The 17,004-nt window shown below is 37.5% G+C and carries 10 protein-coding genes and 5 pseudogenes; 12 read left to right on the top strand and 3 right to left on the bottom strand.

The features are described from left to right. Positions 1 to 560 precede the first annotated feature (560 nt). From K08M4_RS13825 to K08M4_RS13780, 10 genes and pseudogenes are all read left to right on the top strand, one after another. Positions 561 to 2,618, top strand: coding sequence for a hypothetical protein (locus tag K08M4_RS13825; protein WP_086050215.1), 2,058 nt, complete (start codon positions 561 to 563; stop codon positions 2,616 to 2,618). Next, positions 2,615 to 3,295 (top strand): HAD family hydrolase, encoded by a 681-nt coding sequence (locus K08M4_RS13820; RefSeq protein WP_086050214.1) that lies wholly within the window; start codon positions 2,615 to 2,617, stop codon positions 3,293 to 3,295. Before K08M4_RS13825 ends, K08M4_RS13820 begins: the two co-directional genes overlap by 4 nt. Further along, positions 3,292 to 4,344 (top strand): class II aldolase/adducin family protein, encoded by a 1,053-nt coding sequence (locus tag K08M4_RS13815; protein WP_086050213.1) that lies wholly within the window; start codon positions 3,292 to 3,294, stop codon positions 4,342 to 4,344. Before K08M4_RS13820 ends, K08M4_RS13815 begins: the two co-directional genes overlap by 4 nt. A 26-nt stretch (positions 4,345 to 4,370) precedes the next feature. Beyond that, positions 4,371 to 6,014, top strand: a complete 1,644-nt coding sequence (locus tag K08M4_RS13810) for an NTP transferase domain-containing protein (protein WP_198299297.1) — start codon at positions 4,371 to 4,373, stop codon at positions 6,012 to 6,014. Beyond that, positions 5,995 to 6,384 carry a GtrA family protein gene (locus tag K08M4_RS13805; protein WP_157665748.1) on the top strand — a complete coding sequence of 130 codons (390 nt, stop codon included), beginning with the start codon at positions 5,995 to 5,997 and terminating at the stop codon, positions 6,382 to 6,384. Before K08M4_RS13810 ends, K08M4_RS13805 begins: the two co-directional genes overlap by 20 nt. Beyond that, a complete protein-coding gene (locus tag K08M4_RS13800; RefSeq protein WP_086050211.1) occupies positions 6,377 to 7,087 on the top strand; it encodes a glycosyltransferase family 2 protein in 711 nt (236 codons plus the stop codon). The genes K08M4_RS13805 and K08M4_RS13800 overlap by 8 nt, the downstream gene beginning before the upstream one ends. A gap of 1 nt (position 7,088) precedes the next feature. Further along, complete coding sequence (locus tag K08M4_RS13795; protein WP_086050210.1) at positions 7,089 to 7,709, top strand: PI-PLC domain-containing protein; 621 nt, start codon at positions 7,089 to 7,091, stop codon at positions 7,707 to 7,709. Between the two features lie 154 nt (positions 7,710 to 7,863). Next, positions 7,864 to 9,966 carry a hypothetical protein gene (locus K08M4_RS13790; protein WP_086050209.1) on the top strand — a complete coding sequence of 701 codons (2,103 nt, stop codon included), beginning with the start codon at positions 7,864 to 7,866 and terminating at the stop codon, positions 9,964 to 9,966. Positions 9,967 to 10,271: 305 nt separating this feature from the next. Next, complete coding sequence (locus tag K08M4_RS13785) at positions 10,272 to 11,459, top strand: hypothetical protein (RefSeq protein WP_198299296.1); 1,188 nt, start codon at positions 10,272 to 10,274, stop codon at positions 11,457 to 11,459. Positions 11,460 to 11,596: 137 nt separating this feature from the next. After that, positions 11,597 to 11,779, top strand: a pseudogene (locus K08M4_RS13780) (transposase); the annotation flags it as partial. A gap of 87 nt (positions 11,780 to 11,866) precedes the next feature. On the opposite strand, the pseudogene K08M4_RS13775 reads toward K08M4_RS13780, so the two are convergent. Further along, a pseudogene (locus tag K08M4_RS13775) lies at positions 11,867 to 12,783 on the bottom strand (IS5 family transposase). Positions 12,784 to 12,850: 67 nt separating this feature from the next. Here K08M4_RS13775 and K08M4_RS13770 point away from each other — a divergent pair. Continuing rightward, positions 12,851 to 13,858, top strand: a pseudogene (locus K08M4_RS13770) (IS3 family transposase); the annotation flags it as partial. A 39-nt stretch (positions 13,859 to 13,897) separates the two neighbouring features. Here the strand turns inward: K08M4_RS13770 and K08M4_RS22320 are convergent. After that, positions 13,898 to 14,085: pseudogene (locus tag K08M4_RS22320) on the bottom strand (IS5/IS1182 family transposase); the annotation flags it as partial. Between the two features lie 87 nt (positions 14,086 to 14,172). On the opposite strand from K08M4_RS22320, the pseudogene K08M4_RS22315 reads away from it, so the two are divergent. Beyond that, positions 14,173 to 14,690: pseudogene (locus tag K08M4_RS22315) on the top strand (transposase family protein); the annotation flags it as partial. A 306-nt stretch (positions 14,691 to 14,996) separates the two neighbouring features. On the opposite strand, the gene K08M4_RS13755 reads toward K08M4_RS22315, so the two are convergent. Then, positions 14,997 to 16,877: a polysaccharide biosynthesis protein gene (locus K08M4_RS13755; protein ID WP_086050205.1), complete on the bottom strand. Its 1,881-nt coding sequence runs from the start codon at positions 16,875 to 16,877 to the stop codon at positions 14,997 to 14,999. Positions 16,878 to 17,004: the final 127 nt, after the last annotated feature.

Raw genomic sequence — 17,004 nt, 5'->3', positions numbered from 1 at the left:
ACTGCTCCCAACCATTGGTTCGACGGTATTCAAGTTTATGGCGAAGCCTCATTGAAGGTCTGACGATGGACTCCACGACGCGATGTTGCATTTTTCATCCATGAAAAGCCTATATTTCTGGGAGCTCGGACACTCTCTAAGTTTCGCTGTGGGTTGCCAGAATTTTACAGTTCAAAAATGTATTGTAAAGAGAGGTATGGATACCACATCTAAGAAACAGCGATGTATCGAGTTAAACAATGCTAGAGGGGGGGAGAGTGAACTAGAAAATATGTATAAATGGAGGGAAGCTTATGTAAATCACAAAGGCGTTGAATAAACTTACGGGGTCAGGAATACCAGAAATTTGCTGTTTAGATAAGAAATACATGAAATGGAGCGACACTGATGCTGTACTGATTTGCGCAATAAAGCCGTCGACAACATTGAGCCTTTGTTGTATGATTTCTCAAAAATATAATCAACAAGATGGCACTTTTATTTATTGTCGTTTTAATGTGGTTTGAGCTTATTTTATGTTTATCATTAGCTCTGTTGTATATAGGTTGGAATTAACTTAAATGAAAAATTTGGATTATTTTAGGGTGAGCTTTAATTATTATAAGGTAAATTACCTAGCACTTATTTTTTTTGTTAAATGGCTTATTTTAGGTTTATTTTCTTCAGGTTATCAACAAGATCTATTTTATCCTTTTACTAATTGGTTTGTTGTTAACATCGACAACCCATGGAGTGCGGTTTACAATGGAACATTGTTGGCTGACTTCCCATACTCCACAACAATGCTTTACGTACTTTCTATTTTTAATTACTTAATGGATAAAATAAATATAGATATTTATTTTATTAACAACTTAATATACAGCACTCCTCTTATTTTGTCCGATCTGCTTATAGCTTACTGTCTGGTGGAACTAACTCAATATAAGAAATCGCGTGTTGCTCTTTTGTACGTTTTGTCTCCGATAGTTTTATTTTCAACTTATATCCACAATCAGCTAGATGTAATACCAATATCGATACTTTTGTTGTCTCTTGTCTTCTTTGTTAAAGGCAAGTATTTGCGAGCATCAATCATATTTGGTTTGTCACTAGGAGCAAAGTTAAATGTATTGTTAGCACTGCCATTATTGATGATATATATGTATAAGCATAGGGATTTGGGGTGGATTTTTCTTTTTCCTGCAATTTCATTTACCACATTTTTTATATCTGCTTTACCATTTATAGCCTCTGATTCTTATATGGAATTGGTTCTTCTTAGCTCAAAGCAGAAATTATTGTTCGATAGTAAATATGCAATAGGAACCATTGATCTTTATCTACCAATACTCGTGTCTTTAGTTCTTTATGCTTACTTTTTATCTTTTAAAAAAGTAAATAAAGATTTACTAATTGCGTTTATAAGTTTGTTATTCATTGCGAACATTTTCTTTTTCATTCCTTCCCCCGGTTGGTATGTTTGGTTATTACCTTTTGTTACCCTCAGTATTGCTAAAAATAGTAGTAAGCTGTTAGAAGGGTATTTCGCATTAGGGGTGCTAAATATACTATATTTAACATATTTTATATTTGCACATAAATACGATCAAACACCAATTCTGTTTTTGGGAGAAGTTGTTCCACTATATAAAGTTGACCAAGATATTGTTTCCAACGTAATTTTCACATGTCTAGAATCTGCTTTAGTTTGTACAGCTTTGTATGTTTACAAGTTTTCGGTGAAAAGTAATAACCTGTATAGGCGAAAAACCCCTTTTATCATCGGTGTTGGTGGGGATAGTGGAACAGGAAAGTCTACGCTTAAAGTATTAATTGGGGATCTGTTTAAAGATAACTTGTTACAGATTGAAGGCGATGGTGACCATCGTTGGGAGAGGGGACATGAAAACTGGAACAATCATACTCACCTAAATCCAAAGGCAAACTGGTTACACAGGCAGTCTGAAAATCTGGTTGAGCTGAAAAGTTGGAAAAATGCCAAACGGGTTGACTATGATCACAAAACAGGAACCTTTACAGAGCAGTACTCAATCAAGCCTAAGGAGTTTATTCTCATGTCCGGTTTACACCCTTTCTACTTACCCATTTCAAGAAAGGTTGTGGATTTAAAGGTTTATATGGAGCCAAACGAAGATTTGAGACGTTATTGGAAAGTTCAGAGGGATATGGCTCATCGTGGTTATACACTTGAAAAAATAATGTGCCAGATTGAATCAAGAGTGAATGATGCTGAGAAGTATATATATCCACAGAAACAGTTTTCTGATTTGATCATTTCATTTTTTCCGGTATCAGAGATTTCAGATTATAGCCAAACTGGTGATGTCGAAATTGGTTTGCGAATTACGTGCGAAGCGAGTATACAGCTAGAAGAGATCCTTAGAGGTTTAAATGTTCAAAGTTCTTGGGATTATGCTGAGGATTTGAACTCACAAATAATAGAACTTTATGAACCGCCAGAAATGGCTGACTTTAGCCAGTTATCGAACAAGTTTATCCCAAATATCGACGAACTCGTTAATGAACCTGAGTTTGACACTGGTTACAATGGTTTTATTCAGTTAGTTACACTACTCAGTATTAGCCAGAGAATGAAAGGAGAAAACCAAATATGAGCGTGAAAGGTATACTGTTAGATTTAGATGATACTCTATACAAATATGAGGAAACGCACCAGGTTGCTTTGAATACAGCTCTAGAGCTTATACATAATAAGCATGCTATAGATATGCAATCCGTGGTGGAAGCATTTAATTTTGCAAAGCAGAAACTAAAATCAATTCTACCGAATGTAGCTGCGAATCATAGTAGAATCCTTTATTTCCAGTTAATGTTAGAACATTTACAAATTAAACCAATTCCACATGCCTATGATGTTAGCCATGTTTATTGGGATGTGTTTCTTAACAACATGATTCTAACCGAAGATGCGACCCAATTTCTGGATAAATACAAGGATATTCCTATTTGTCTATTGACAGATCTTACGGCTGAAATTCAATACAGAAAAATTGAAAAACTTGGTCTTACCAAATCGATAGATTTCATTGTGACTAGTGAAGAGGCCGGAGTTGAAAAACCACATCCATTCATGTTTAAACGAGCACTAACTAAGTTAAAATTATCAACTGATGAAGTAATTATGATCGGAGATAATTACAAAAAAGATATTGTCGGAGCTAATCTTCTTGGTATAAAAAGCTTCTGGATCAACCGCAATGGTAAGGGTTCTTCTGGCATTTCTAATTGTTGTACTGAAGTTAAATCATTAGCACAGGTGAACTTTAAATGAAAGAGCTAATAAAGGCATCGCGTTATATAGGTTCTAGATTTGACTTGGTTCAAAGTGGTGGTGGTAATACTTCTGTAAAAGAGGGGGATTTTCTCTATGTGAAATCCTCAGGTACATATTTAGGTGACATGACATTACACGAGGGAATTACAAAGCTTGATCTTAATATTCTTAAACGAGAAGTAGCCCTGCTTCTATCTGAAGATGTTAACGAATTGGATAAAAAAACGCTTGAGAATAGAGGTGCTAAGATACTCGAAGGTGCTTTTCTTGAGGGAAAAAAGGCATCGATAGAAACTTTTCTTCATGCATCATTTAAAAAATATGTGCTTCATACACATCCAATTGCTGTTACATACTGTATGTCAACGGATTTGGTGGGAAAGGTCAAAGAATCTTTCCCTGAAGCTTATGTTAGTGAGTATAGAACTCCAGGGATTGAGCTTTTATTAGGTGTTGAAGAGTACCTAACTAAAGCTGAAAATATTCAAGGTCCAGTCGTTATCTTTTTAAAGAATCATGGTTTGGTTGTTTCTGCCGATACAGCTGAGGAGGCTTTGGAGTATACTAATAAAGTGTGTGATACTGTTTCTGATAACATCGGTTTTGATATTTCAACATACAAAAAATCAGGTTCTATTTTTACAGAGCTTAGTGAAATAAGTGAAGACCTACCGATTGTATCACTTGTTCATAACCAAGAGATTATCGAATATGTGCAAGGTCTGGAGTCACGTAAGATAAATAGCTTCTGTCCTGATATTTTTATCTACCTTGGCTGGGAGATCCCTGATTTATCAGAAACAATGAAATCTGTATTTAGTGACTATGAAGCCAAGTATCAAGCCTATCCTAGCGTTTTTACCAAAGATGGCAGTGTTTTCGTCCAAGGTCCAAGTTATAAAAAGCTAAAAGAAATTGAAGATGTACTTTTGTGCTACGTTAAAATTATGAATGTTTCTGCTGAAAGTAATGTCAAAAAATTAGAGCTTGAAGAGTTGCGCTATCTTTCTGATTGGGAAGCAGAAAAATACAGAAAGAAAAACTAATAAATATTTTTAATAGGAGAAAATAAATGCAAGTTGTGATCCCGATGTCAGGAATTGGCAAGCGATTTATTGATGCAGGATATGATATCCCCAAGCCGCTAATTGTGATTGATGGTAAGCCTATCATTCAACACGTTGTTGAGCTGTTCCCTGGTGAAAGCAATTTTGTGTTTATCTGTAACGAAGATCATATTCAAAATACAAATATGAAATCAATTTTGGAGAAGATTGCTCCAACGGGTAAGATAGTTACAATACCTAAACACAAGCTTGGTCCTGTATATGCCGTTCAACAGGTTTATGACCTGATAAATGATCAAGAAGAAGTTATAGTAAATTATTGTGATTTCGGGACATATTGGGATTATCAAGGCTTCCTTAAGCATACTCGAAATCGAAAAGCAGATGGTGCCGTACCTGCGTATAAGGGATTTCATCCCCATATGTTGGGTAGTACAAATTACGCATTTATGAGAGATGATAACCAGTGGATGTTGGAAATTCAAGAGAAAAAACCTTTCACTGACAACCGAATGGAAGAGTTTGCTTCGAATGGCACGTATTATTTCAGAACGGGTGAACTTCTTAAGACGTATTTTGATGCGATTTTAAAATCTGGTGATGACCTTAATGGTGAGTACTATGTTTCAGTTGTATACAATAAGCTAGTCGAAGCTGGGCTCAAAGTCTCTATCTACGAGATTCAACACATGCTCCAATGGGGCACACCACAAGATGTTGATGAATATCTTGGTTGGTCCAATTACTTCAAAACAAATCAAGACTTTCTGGCGCGGAAAAGAGATACACCGCTTGTAGATAATGTTGTGCTTCCTATGGCAGGGGCCGGCAGTCGATTTGTTAAAGAGGGCTACAAAATTCCCAAGCCTCTCATCTCTGTAAATGGGAAGCCTATGGTTGCCAATGCTATCTATGCGCTTCCAAATTCAAACAACATCTCTATCGGTGTGCTTGCAGAGCATGAAAATAAGTTCGCGGTAAAAGATAGTATTGTCATTGAAAATACTAATGTTGAAAGTGTGATAATCCCAACTCTTACTAGTGGCCAGGCAACCACATGTGCTGAAATTATTAAGATGCTTCCGAATAACCAGAGTTTTGTTATAGGAGCGTGCGACAATGGTATGGTGTGGGATGAAGACCATTTCAAAAAACTAATTGATGAAGATGTTGATGTATTGCTGTGGGCGTTTAAGGGACATCCGCACGCGGTAGAAAATCCTGAGCAATATGGCTGGATCGAGGTTGAGGGAGATGACGTTGTTAACGTTAGTGTTAAGAAGCCAATCTCAGATATACCGAAAGATGACTGGGGTATTGTAGGTGCATTTTATTTTAAAAACAGGAAAGTGTTTGAAGATGCATACAACCGTATGGTGGAGGCTGATTGTAGTGTGAATGGTGAGTACTATGCCGATTCTTTGGCGAATTTTCTTGATAAGAATATATATCAAGTGAAAATTATCCCTGTAGAGCACTTTATCTGTTGGGGGACTCCAAATGATTACAACACGTATAATTATTGGCAAAGTTTCTTCCATAAATCTGATAGCCATCCATATAAAATAGATAATGATAAGTCTGTTGCCGAAAATAACAAAATACAACTGATTAATAAGTGTTTTAGCTTTGAACAAGACTACATATAAAAATTTACCAGTTGATTTACGGAAGTTTGTATTCGTAGGTGTCGGTGCTGTTGCAATTGATACTATCAGTTACTTATTTTTGTCTGGTTTAATTGATTACAGTATAGCTAAAGGTGTATCTTTCCTTTTGGGGAGTATTTTTGCGTATTTAATGAATAACTATTGGACCTTTGAAGTAGGAAAGGTGACTGGTGGCAATATTTCTAAGTTTACTGCTTTATACTTTACCTCTCTAGGGTTAAATGTATCTGTCAATGGAATTGTTAATGAGCAATTTCAAATGTACTACCTGGCTTTTATTTTGGCCACAGGTACAAGCACAATTATAAACTATTTAGGTCAAAAGTTTTGGGTGTTTGCTAATGATTAAGCTTTCTATTGTTATACCTTGCTACAACGAAGGTAAGAATATTCCTCTTATTCTGGAACGTTTTTCCGAAGTGATTAAAAGAGACGATATTGAAGTGATTTTGGTAAATAATGGTTCTACTGATAATTCACAAAGCATTATGGATGAGCTTATCGGTAATTATCCTTTTGCTCGATGTCATATAGTGGCTCTTAATGAGGGGTATGGCAACGGAATCTTAAAAGGGCTAGAGGTTGCTAAAGGTGAATTTTTAGGATGGACGCATGCAGATATGCAGACAGACCCTAAAGATATCGTGAAAGGACTGGAGCTTGTTGAACGAAGTAGTTCTCAGGAGACTGTTTTTGCTAAAGGTCTGAGAAAAGGGCGCCCATTCTCAGACAACTTTTTCACTATGGGCATGTCGTTTTACGAGTTATTTCTGCTTAGGGAGTGGCTTTGGGATATCAATGCTCAACCAAACATTTTTCATCGTAATTTTTATGAGAGCTGGGAAGAGCCGCCATTAGATTTTTCTCTAGATTTGTTTGTATATTATAGTGCTAAAGTTGCTGGCCTTAATGTAAAGCGGTTTGATGTTCTGTTTCCTGAGCGTATACATGGTACATCTAGCTGGAATATTGGTTTGAAGTCAAAATACAAGTTCATTCGGAGAACCGTAGATTTTTCTTTTGAGCTAAAGAAACGTTTAAAGCGAGCTTAATATGAGAACTGTTGAATTTATTGCTCACCGTATTAATTCAGCGTCTGAATTAAAAGGGGTTGACGACTCTTTTGGGGTAGAAGTTGATTTACGAGACTCTAATGAAGGTCTACACATTGCACATGATCCATTTTCCGAGGGTGATAGCTTTGAAGAGTATTTAAAAAACTATACTCACGGAACAATGATTATCAATGTAAAAAGTGAGCGAATAGAGCATAGGATACTGGATTCGATTAAAGGTAAGAAATTAAAATACTTTTTTCTTGATAGTACATTCCCCATGATAAAGTTACTTTCTGCTCATGGAGAGAAGAATATTGCTTTGAGATTCTCTGAATTTGAGGGCTTAGATACTCTTGTTTCTATGGCTGGAAAAGTTGATTGGGTTTGGGTAGATTGCTTTACTAAATTTCCAATGGATAAGCAAGCTTATGACAAAATTCATGAACTTGGCTATAAGATCTGTATCGTATCTCCAGAGCTTCAAAATCAAGACGAAAAAATCGAGCTATATGCAAAGTATATGAAAGACAATAATATTACGCCGGATGCTATATGCTCAAAATTGAAAAACTTTGAGCGTTGGTCTTCTTACTTTCAATTCGTCGATAAAAAGTAAAGGCATATCTATTGATAATAGACCTAGTGAATTACACTAAAGAGCATGATTAGACAAGAAAAAATTGAAAATGCTTCAGTGTTTCCTAGGTTTATCTTAATAAAGATATGATCAGATTTTTTTTCACGTTCAATAAAAATTAGAGGCTAATTCGATGAGGACTAAAACCTTCATTAGTTTTTTTGTTATCCTAACTCTGTATATTACCTTTTGGGCTTCATTAGCCAGTATTAATACCGATACTCTTGGCGATTTTATATTCCGAGCTCGAGACAATGTTGTTTATAGTGACACAATATTACGAATATTGAATGGGTGGAGCGATGGGAATGCTCATTCTGCATTCTCTGGTACTAGTTATGGTTACGGTTTCGGTTATTTTTTGCTGCTGTCTTTCTTTGCATCGTTTGGCTATCTAGTTAAGAATGATCAGCTTATGTCAGTGTCCTTAATTTTAAGCAATCTTTTCCCATTTATTATAATTATTTTAATAATGGCTAAAGAATTACTGTTCCCTACAATTAGAAAGAAAGATGAGCGTTCAAGCAATATAAATACTCTTCAATACTCATTAGTTTGCTTTTTTATTCTTGTTTTATCTCTTCTTCTGCCTGGTGTTAACTTTTTGATGGTTAATCTTCATCCGGAGCTATGGCAGTCGTTATTCTTTATTATCTCAGGAAATTATCTGTTTAGATTTTTTGAGACAAGAGATATTAGAAAACTAATTATTTCAGCGTCACTTTTAGGTTTGTCTGTAGGCTTTAAAATCAGTTTATTACCATTGTGTCTTCCTTTTGCTGTTATGTTGGTTTTTGATAAGTCTAGTTATTTAGAGAAAGCTAAGTTTATATTTATTAGCTCCGTATTTTTTCTCATGATATGTGCCTTTTCATTACACCCTCTTTTTATTATTGATCCTATAGGTACATTCAATGTTTTTGTCAACGATATTGGTATGTACTCTGCAAGTTTAGATGTAATGGCTATTGCTGACTGGGATTATTACTGGCCCTTAGATGATAGATTATCCGTTATAATAGAATGGGTGCTACATCCTCATGGCTTTGGCTTTATAGGTATCCCCCTATCACTGGTATTGGCTTTTTTTACTCTTTACACGTTGAAAAAAACATGTGTACCGACGATTATAAAGAGTAAGCTTTCATTTTCTCTAGTGTGTCATGTCATTAATGTGATATTTTTGATGTCGGTTTCAACTCGAATCTCAACATTCTACCTCTTACCAACCTTTCTATTTTGGCTTGTAAGTTTTTATACCGTAATTAGGTATTATAACTTTAGCTCTTTGCTTGGTAGTGTTTTTGTGACGGTTTTATTGACTTTAGTTGCTTATCAAATTCAATGTAATGTCAACATCATAAACCATTTTAACAATAGCTCTCTCTTGAGGAAGTATTTCGATTCAGTTGACGAACATGAGTCGTCTAAGGCGTTGATTGAATTTGTTGAAAATTCTAGCCTACCTAAAGGGAGTGTTATGTTTGACCTCGAGGCAAATGTCCCTTTTGATTCAAATAAATGGGGATTTGATCCACATGGTGAAATGATCCCTCCTTTTTTAGGAACAGAAAATTTCCAGGAAGCTAAGCCTGTAAGCAATACTTGGAAGGTTACTTTGACTGGTGATTTTTCTTCGGAACCTTATAGCTATTCAATTGCACCCCTCCAAGATATGCTGATAGTTTCTAAGCTAAGAGGAAATTATAGCTATGTAGACTCGCTTATAGAACAAGGGATGAAAAGACTATACGAGAATCAATCTTTCTTAGTGTTGTCGCGCAACTCACCGCCTTCTAAACCAAAGAACAAAGTCGAAAATAACTGGTACGGAGATAACCAATCCGCTTTAGCTAGTCAGTTAAGCTTAGCTTGGGACAAGCCAACTTGGCAAGGTGGCTTGTTATCTTTTGATGGACCTCAAGATTGGAAGGATGTTGTTGCTGTTAAATTTGACTTATCTTTAGTTAATCAAGGGGGGGATTTAAGCCAAATTTCTTCTATTAGGATTGGATTTTTGGGAGGTTTAATTGATATCAACAGTGATAACTCTAACATATGGCATTACGAACTTTCAAATAAGCTGGTTCCAGGGAGAAATGAAATTACGCTTGAGCTAGGCAAATTTTCCCCGTCTGTAGGAAAAGTTAGTTGGGGATATACAACCGGAATGTTATTGGGTGGTAATGCAGCCGGGTGGAAGTTGGATGTTGAAAACATTGAGTTGCTATACTAATTAGTTGTGATACTACTATTTCTCAGTCAATGCTCATAATATTACGATGAGCCTTTTGGATCCTGTATTTAAAATAGAGGAGGCAAATTTGCTTCCTCATTGTTCTTTTTATAGTAAACAGTTAACTACAATATGCAGCTTTTAACCCTCAAATGTCAAAGCGATGGTTTGATTGGTTATATTACTTCCCGTTGGTTGCCTTGTAGCAAGGCATAAGGCTATGGGAGGTAGTAAACGTAGTTGATCTGAACGTAGTTTATGTATTGTGTCTACTTAATATATTTTTGGGATATAACAACTTTAGTTTGTATGGCGCTGATTTTTATTTACTACAACAAGTAGTTGGCCATATCAAAGAATTTGGCGCTATGAATGCACCAAATCAATTTACTCGGTTTTTTTCACCAGGCTTAACTTTACCATTTTTGTTGCTTCCAATCTGGATGCTTCTTGAAGGGCGAGGGAAAGTTATAAGAGGTGGTGCAATTGCTTTAAACCTATATGTTTATCCTCATCACTTAATATTATTAGGCATATTAGAGCTTTGTTTTTGGGTGAAAAATAAAAAAACACCAGACTACAAATATTTTATTTTGGCTGTATGGGTATCTATCCCATTTGTAATAATAAACTTTCTAGTATATGAGACCGGGTTATATTCAGATTTTTATGCTCGAGTTGGAACTACAAACTCCAATTCAGCAATGTGGTACTTTTTGCTATTTTTTGCAATTGTAACTTTACTTTCTTTTTTCTTTTCAAGAAAAGATGTTAGGCAAACTTCTTTGGCCTTTAATATTGCGTGCTTTATTTCTGCGCTGTTTATTTACGTTTTAGATAACTTTTTATCATTTCCTCAGGTTCACCTAGTCGAACTAAGAGTATTTGCTTACCTCGCCCCCGTCGCTCTTGTGGCTGCGATGGGGGAAATTTGGAAGCGAATACCCGCTCTTTTAAATATTATTTTGACCATATTGATCGTCTTAACATATGCTTACTCGGGATGGGACAATAAGGATAAATACAACGACTTTAACGAAAAAACAGTTTATGAAGAGTTAAAAAAACTTCCTGAAGGGTCTGTGATTATGACTGACATCCAACACGAAATCCCTTACATTAGTGCCATTGGAAATAATTACTCATACCTCGCATACAGCATTGTAAGCGCAGCAAGTGATGAGGAACTGTTAACTAGGTTTGCCATTGCGTCAAAAGTTTTTAATTGGTCCGATTCTAGAATATATCATTTTGATTGGGATGGATTATTACCGGTATTCCATTGGATTTTTCACCACGGCTTTCATTATGACCCTAAAAATAAAGATACTAGAATAGAGACTGCTATAAAATCACTTGACAATGTAAATAACGCATGTGATCTGCTTGGTACTTACAAGGTTGACTATATAAGAATAAAAGACAATATGCATCCAAGCTTAACAAACTGCACGACTCCTATTTCGAAGAATTTACTAAAGGTCATTAACTAACTTTGACTTAATTGAAATTAGTCACTTAAAGCGGCTTTGTTGCGTAATTCAGCTTAGCGACAGAGTCGCCCTTTTTCGTGTGTTTTTACCTTCCAAAATATGGTTGACACATTTCCAACATTGAATTGGAGAGTGTCATGAAAACAACACGTAGACGTACTCAACGAGATTATTCTCTTGCCTTTAAATTGGCAGTCGTAAGCCAAATTGAAAAAGGCGAAATGACTTATAAGTAAGCTCAAAAGCATTATGGGATCCAAGGTCGCTCTACCGTTTTAGTTTGGCTTCGCAAACATGGTCAACTAGATTGGTCTAAAGGAATAGAATAATCGAGAGCGCTAGGAGTGAGTACTGGCTTTGTTGCGTAATTAAACTTAGAGATAGAGCCACCCCGTTTCGCATGTTTTTTAGTCAATGCGACAAGTTTTATGCATACCTAACCCGGTGAGCTTGTTCAACGCTTTTATCATCGCGTAAGTTTCCCTACCTGTCCATTGTAATTTCTTAAGCTCAATCGTCCTCTTAGCAACTGTTTAACTCGATACATCGCTGTTTCTGACAGTGAGCGTCTATGGTATCCATACCGCTCTTTCCAATACTTATTTGAGCCGTATAATTTCTGACAGCCTACTGCGAGATTTCTAGGGGGCCCACGCTCCCAGAAGGCACCCCCTTCTCTTGGAGGAATAAGCGCAACAGCTCGCTTAATCTTAATAGCATCGTGGCACGCTCTCGTGTCGTAAGCGTTATCACCTGACCCTCAAGGATGCTTCGACGTGTTTGTTTTAGTAAGTTCGAGAGCACTTCTCCATCGGTAACCGTTGATAAACTTAGCTCGGCTGCAATAATTTCATGAGTGCTTGTATCAACGGCAATATGCAGTTTTCGCCAAACTCTCCGCTTGCCATCTGTCCCGTGCCTTTTGACTTTCCATTCACCTTCGCCATAAACCTTAAGGCCAGTCGGGTCAATGGCTAGATGCTGTATTTCCCCTCTCGTTCTAGTCTTAAATGAGACCTCAACTTGCTTAGCTCTACGACTGATACAAGTGTAATGTGGACAACTCAATGGAACATGATCAAGTCTAAATATGGAGTCGATAAATCCTTGCTGCGATCTCAGCGGCATAGAAAAACTCGTTTCACCATGAGCGCTGTCGTGATAGCCAAATCACTGAATCGACGTGGCCTCCCGCGCTTATTCTGCTTGCTTTGCGTTCACCTGCTTATCGCCTCTTCATTGATCCAAAAGGTTAGAGAACCGAGGTTAATGAGTGATTGGTTGTATTGCTTCCAGTGGTTGTTTTGTAACGAGGTTTAGGCATGGGGCTACGAGAGATTGTGGACGTAGCTGATCAGATCGTAAGCTCTGGATTTAGTACCACTGAATTACGGAACAAAGCCGCGACTATGTCAAATTTTTCCTCAACTCAAACCCCAGAACAACGAATCAAAGGACTCGAGCAGTAATTAGAAGAGACTCAGTTTAAAGCTGAATTCTTTGAAGCGGTTGTAAAAGTCATGGATAGATATTTCGGAGCCCGAATCTCAAAGAAGCGCAAGGCCGAATTATTAAGGAAAAAACGGTCAGAAAGCTGACCGTCACTAAAGCTTGTCACTTCATAGGTATTACAGGACAAGCTTTGTACAAGCGATGTGTTGCAGAAATTTATCAGACAAAGAGAGATGAATCAGTACTAGGTTTTGTTAAGGAACTAAGGATGAGCCCCCTCGTATAGGGACTCGTAAGATCAAGCACTTACTTGCTCAGAACGATATTAAAATTGGGCGAGATCGCTTATTCACTCTGTTAAAAGTGAATCGATTATTAGTGCAGAATCGAAGAGCTTATCATCGAACCACAAACAGTAATCATCGCTTTTACTGCCATCTGAATCGAGTCAAAGAAGGCTTAATACCTGAAAGACCAGAGCAATTATGGGTTGCCGATATTAATTACCTAGCAACGCGTCGTGGTTGTACTTATCTCAGTTTAGTAACTGATGCTCACTCACGAAAAATCGTTGGTTGTCACCTCAGTGATAATATGAAAGCTTGCACGGTCAAGCTGGCCTTCTTAAACGCATTGAAAGGGCGAAAGAATACAGGTGAGCTTGTCATCACCCAGATCGAGGCATTCAGTACTGCTCTGTTGAATGCCAAGAGTTACATCGACAGCATGGTATATCCTGCTCAATGACTGATGGCTATGATTGTTATCAGAATGTACAGGCAGAGAGGATCAACGGAATACTGAAGATGGAGTATCTGTTGAATAAGCCTAATGATTTCGGTGAAGCAAAGAACATGGTCGCAGAATCAGTAAAAATCTATAATGAATATAGGCCCCACACAGCCCTAAAATACAAAACGCCCGATGAAGTACATCGAGCGTTTTAGTCAATCAAGTGTCAACCCATCTCAGGACAGAACAGGCTCTTAATCAATACGACAAGTTTGAGGTATACCTAGCGCAACAAGCTTGTTCAACGCTTTTGTCGTGGCGTAAGTTCTTTCCCTATGCATGTGATTTTTTAAGTTCAACCGTCCCATCATTAACTGTTTAACTGTTTAACTGTTTAACTTGTTTCTGAAAGTGAGCGTTTATGGTAGCTATACCGTTCTTCTAATATAATTCGCCCCAGAAGTTTGGGCACTGAGTTAAGTGAGTACAATCACTAACCAGCTGAACAATAGCTACTGAGAAAACATGAATCAACCATATTCCCAAATTTAAATCCGAAGCACTTAAGTTCGCAGACAAAGTCGGTGTCGCCGCACGCCAACTATTGTTATACAAGCCTCAAATCTATGGATGGCGAAAGCTGTCAAAAGACGCGAAAATCAGCGACAGAGAAATCGCTACTGAAAATACCAACCTCAAATGATTATTGGCTGAGCAAGCTGTAGAGCTAGATATCGTAAAAGGGCTGCATCTACTTAGAGAAGAATCTATAGTAGATTGGTATAAGTTTATGCTCGAACACCAGATGCAATATAGGATTGTCCGTATGGCTAAGGTGTTTGGGGTTTATCTAAATGGGTTTTATTATTGGCTTGATAATCGCCATAAAGTCTTTCAACATAAACAGCATGATAGCAAAGTCCGAGAAATTTTTGCTGATAAGAAGGAACATGATGGTACAAGGTGTATTCAAAAAAGAACTTGAAGAAAAATGCCAATAAGCTCGACGTCAAAATGATTGCCGCGAGCATGAAGAGCCAAGCACTTTTTGAATACATCGAAGTTGATTATAGTCGAACAAGAAGGCTCGGTGCTCTTGGGTATCTAAGCCCAGTTTTCGTTGAAAAACAATTTAAATTACAGGCTCCAATATGTCGCTTAATACGGTGTGCCAGTCTGACTGGATCAGTACATCATGGGCAACCTCGTTAGTGATTGTGCTTACTTAATTTAGTGTCCCAAGGTGTAGATGTGGTTCAGAAGAGCGTAACCATTAAGGGCTCAATGCTCTTAATCTTGATCAATATACGCCACATAGTCTGGATCAGCCACTTAAGAAATTACCTTATGTATCTAACTATTTGGTTCCACTTCTTTAGGTTTATAGCCAGTAGGAGCATCCAATAGAATTTTCATTATGCAGTTTTCATCAAAATCATGACAACAAATATCTAATTGATTTAAGAGAGGTTGCATCTCATTCCAGCTTAGCATTTGTTCTTTGGCTGTCATTATTTTTGGGTGATCACTACCTTCCACATTATCTCCGATCAAAAGTTCTTCATAGAGCTTTTCTCCTGGGCGTAGTCCTGTGAATGTTATTGTAATGTCGCCTTCTTGTTGCTCTCCTTCAATATGTTCCTGCATACCCATGAGGTGAATCATTCTTTTGGCTAAATCTAGAATCTTTACAGGTTCTCCCATATCCAGTACGAACACTTGGCCATTGTGGCCCATGGCTCCGGCTTGGATAACGAGTTGAGCTGCTTCTGGGATCAACATAAAATAACGAATGATATCTGGGTGAGTGACAGTGACAGGTCCACCAGCGTTTATTTGCTTCTTAAATAGCGGGACAACAGAGCCGGAAGAGCCTAATACATTACCAAAACGTACCATGGTAAACGTTGTTGTACTTTGTTTATCAGCCAGCGCTTGAAGGACGAGTTCAGCCATCCTTTTACTCGCCCCCATCACATTCGTTGGTCTTACGGCTTTATCTGTTGATATTAAAGTAAAGTTCTTCACGCCTGTTTTGATTGCGGCTTCCGCGCAAGCGAGTGTACCAAACACATTGTTACGCACACCTTCAACGATATTATCTTCGACTAGAGGTACATGCTTATATGCTGCGGCATGGTAAACAGCTTCAACTTTGTGTGCTAGCATCAGCTTTTCTAATCGGTTTTGTCTCTGAACGGATCCAAGAGCAGCGACGATTTGAGTTTCGCTTTTTAAGTTTATCTTTGTTGAATTAAGCTCTTGGTTGATTTTATAAAGGTTGTACTCGTTGAGCTCAAATAACACCAATGTTTTAGGCTTATTTGACATGATTTGGCGACATAACTCTGAGCCAATAGAGCCCCCTGCGCCGGTAACCATCACATTCTTATTAAAAATGTTTTGTGCCAACAGTTCTCTATCAGGATCGACCGTAGATCGTCCAAGTAGATCTGCGACATCAAGATCTTTCACGTCCGTTGCTGTCGCTTTTCCCGCTGCTATATCTTCAACGGATGGTACAGATTGCACTGCGATTGGCCAGTGTGACAGTTTTTCAACTAAGCGTAAGCGTTCACCTTTGTTAATTCCGTTTATGGCTAACAGTAGTTTCACTGGCTGGTAGAGTGATTGCAGATGCTCGAATTCACTTGGATGGTGAACTTTTAACCCAAATAAAATTTGACCTGATTTAGTTAGGTCATCATCAAGTAAAACCACCGGGTTGTACTCGTTGCCTTGAATTAGAGCATAAGTTAAGTCACGACCTGTCGCTCCTGCGCCATAAATGAATACGTTGGGCTTTTGGCGCTTAAACCAATGGTAATAAATTGAACGGACTAATATTCTCGGCCCGCCTAGTGTGAGTATCGCCAGACCCGCGTATATAAAAGGTACACTTCTTGGTATGAAAGAGTGGAAAAAAAAACCACTTAGAATTAAAGTCAAGGTTGAAATTAGGACACCAAGGAAAATATTACCAACGGCAGGTAGCATCATATATCGCAGTACAGCGCGATACATTCCTAGTTTAACAAAACTATAAATTGTGACTGAGACCGTAATTAAGAATGTTGCTATTTCATCTAATTCTACTGAAAACATGACACTGTCAAGTCTCAATGCGATAGCTAAATAGAGTGATATAACGATAGCAAAAATATCGTAGCCAATACTGATGAAACGCTTGTTCTTGCGTTTGGCATTTAGCAATGTATGTATTGGTCTGATCATTATGTTCCTTAGCGTGCCACTGGGCGTTTGGTTTGATAGTTATAGTTTTTAGGTTGTATTTTAATGTTCTTAAGTGCTGTAAGCTAGATGTAATTGATGGTTCTGCGTCACTCACTAGTTTTACTGT

This window comes from Vibrio syngnathi (assembly GCF_002119525.1).
In the GTDB taxonomy this organism is placed as follows: Bacteria; Pseudomonadota; Gammaproteobacteria; order Enterobacterales; family Vibrionaceae; genus Vibrio; species Vibrio syngnathi.
Note: the sequence above shows the minus strand (reverse complement) of the source record. Positions and strands in the feature narration are given on the sequence as shown.

What these genes read in the sequence shown, in the direction of transcription:
- K08M4_RS13825 (WP_086050215.1), top strand. Translation starts at nt 561, where the DNA reads ATGAAAAATTTGGATTATTTTAGGGTGAGCTTTAATTATTATAAGGTA.
- K08M4_RS13820 (WP_086050214.1), top strand. Translation starts at nt 2,615, where the DNA reads ATGAGCGTGAAAGGTATACTGTTAGATTTAGATGATACTCTATACAAA.
- K08M4_RS13815 (WP_086050213.1), top strand. Translation starts at nt 3,292, where the DNA reads ATGAAAGAGCTAATAAAGGCATCGCGTTATATAGGTTCTAGATTTGAC.
- K08M4_RS13810 (WP_198299297.1), top strand. Translation starts at nt 4,371, where the DNA reads ATGCAAGTTGTGATCCCGATGTCAGGAATTGGCAAGCGATTTATTGAT.
- K08M4_RS13800 (WP_086050211.1), top strand. Translation starts at nt 6,377, where the DNA reads ATGATTAAGCTTTCTATTGTTATACCTTGCTACAACGAAGGTAAGAAT.
- K08M4_RS13795 (WP_086050210.1), top strand. Translation starts at nt 7,089, where the DNA reads ATGAGAACTGTTGAATTTATTGCTCACCGTATTAATTCAGCGTCTGAA.
- K08M4_RS13790 (WP_086050209.1), top strand. Translation starts at nt 7,864, where the DNA reads ATGAGGACTAAAACCTTCATTAGTTTTTTTGTTATCCTAACTCTGTAT.
- K08M4_RS13755 (WP_086050205.1), bottom strand. Translation starts at nt 16,877, where the DNA reads ATGATCAGACCAATACATACATTGCTAAATGCCAAACGCAAGAACAAG.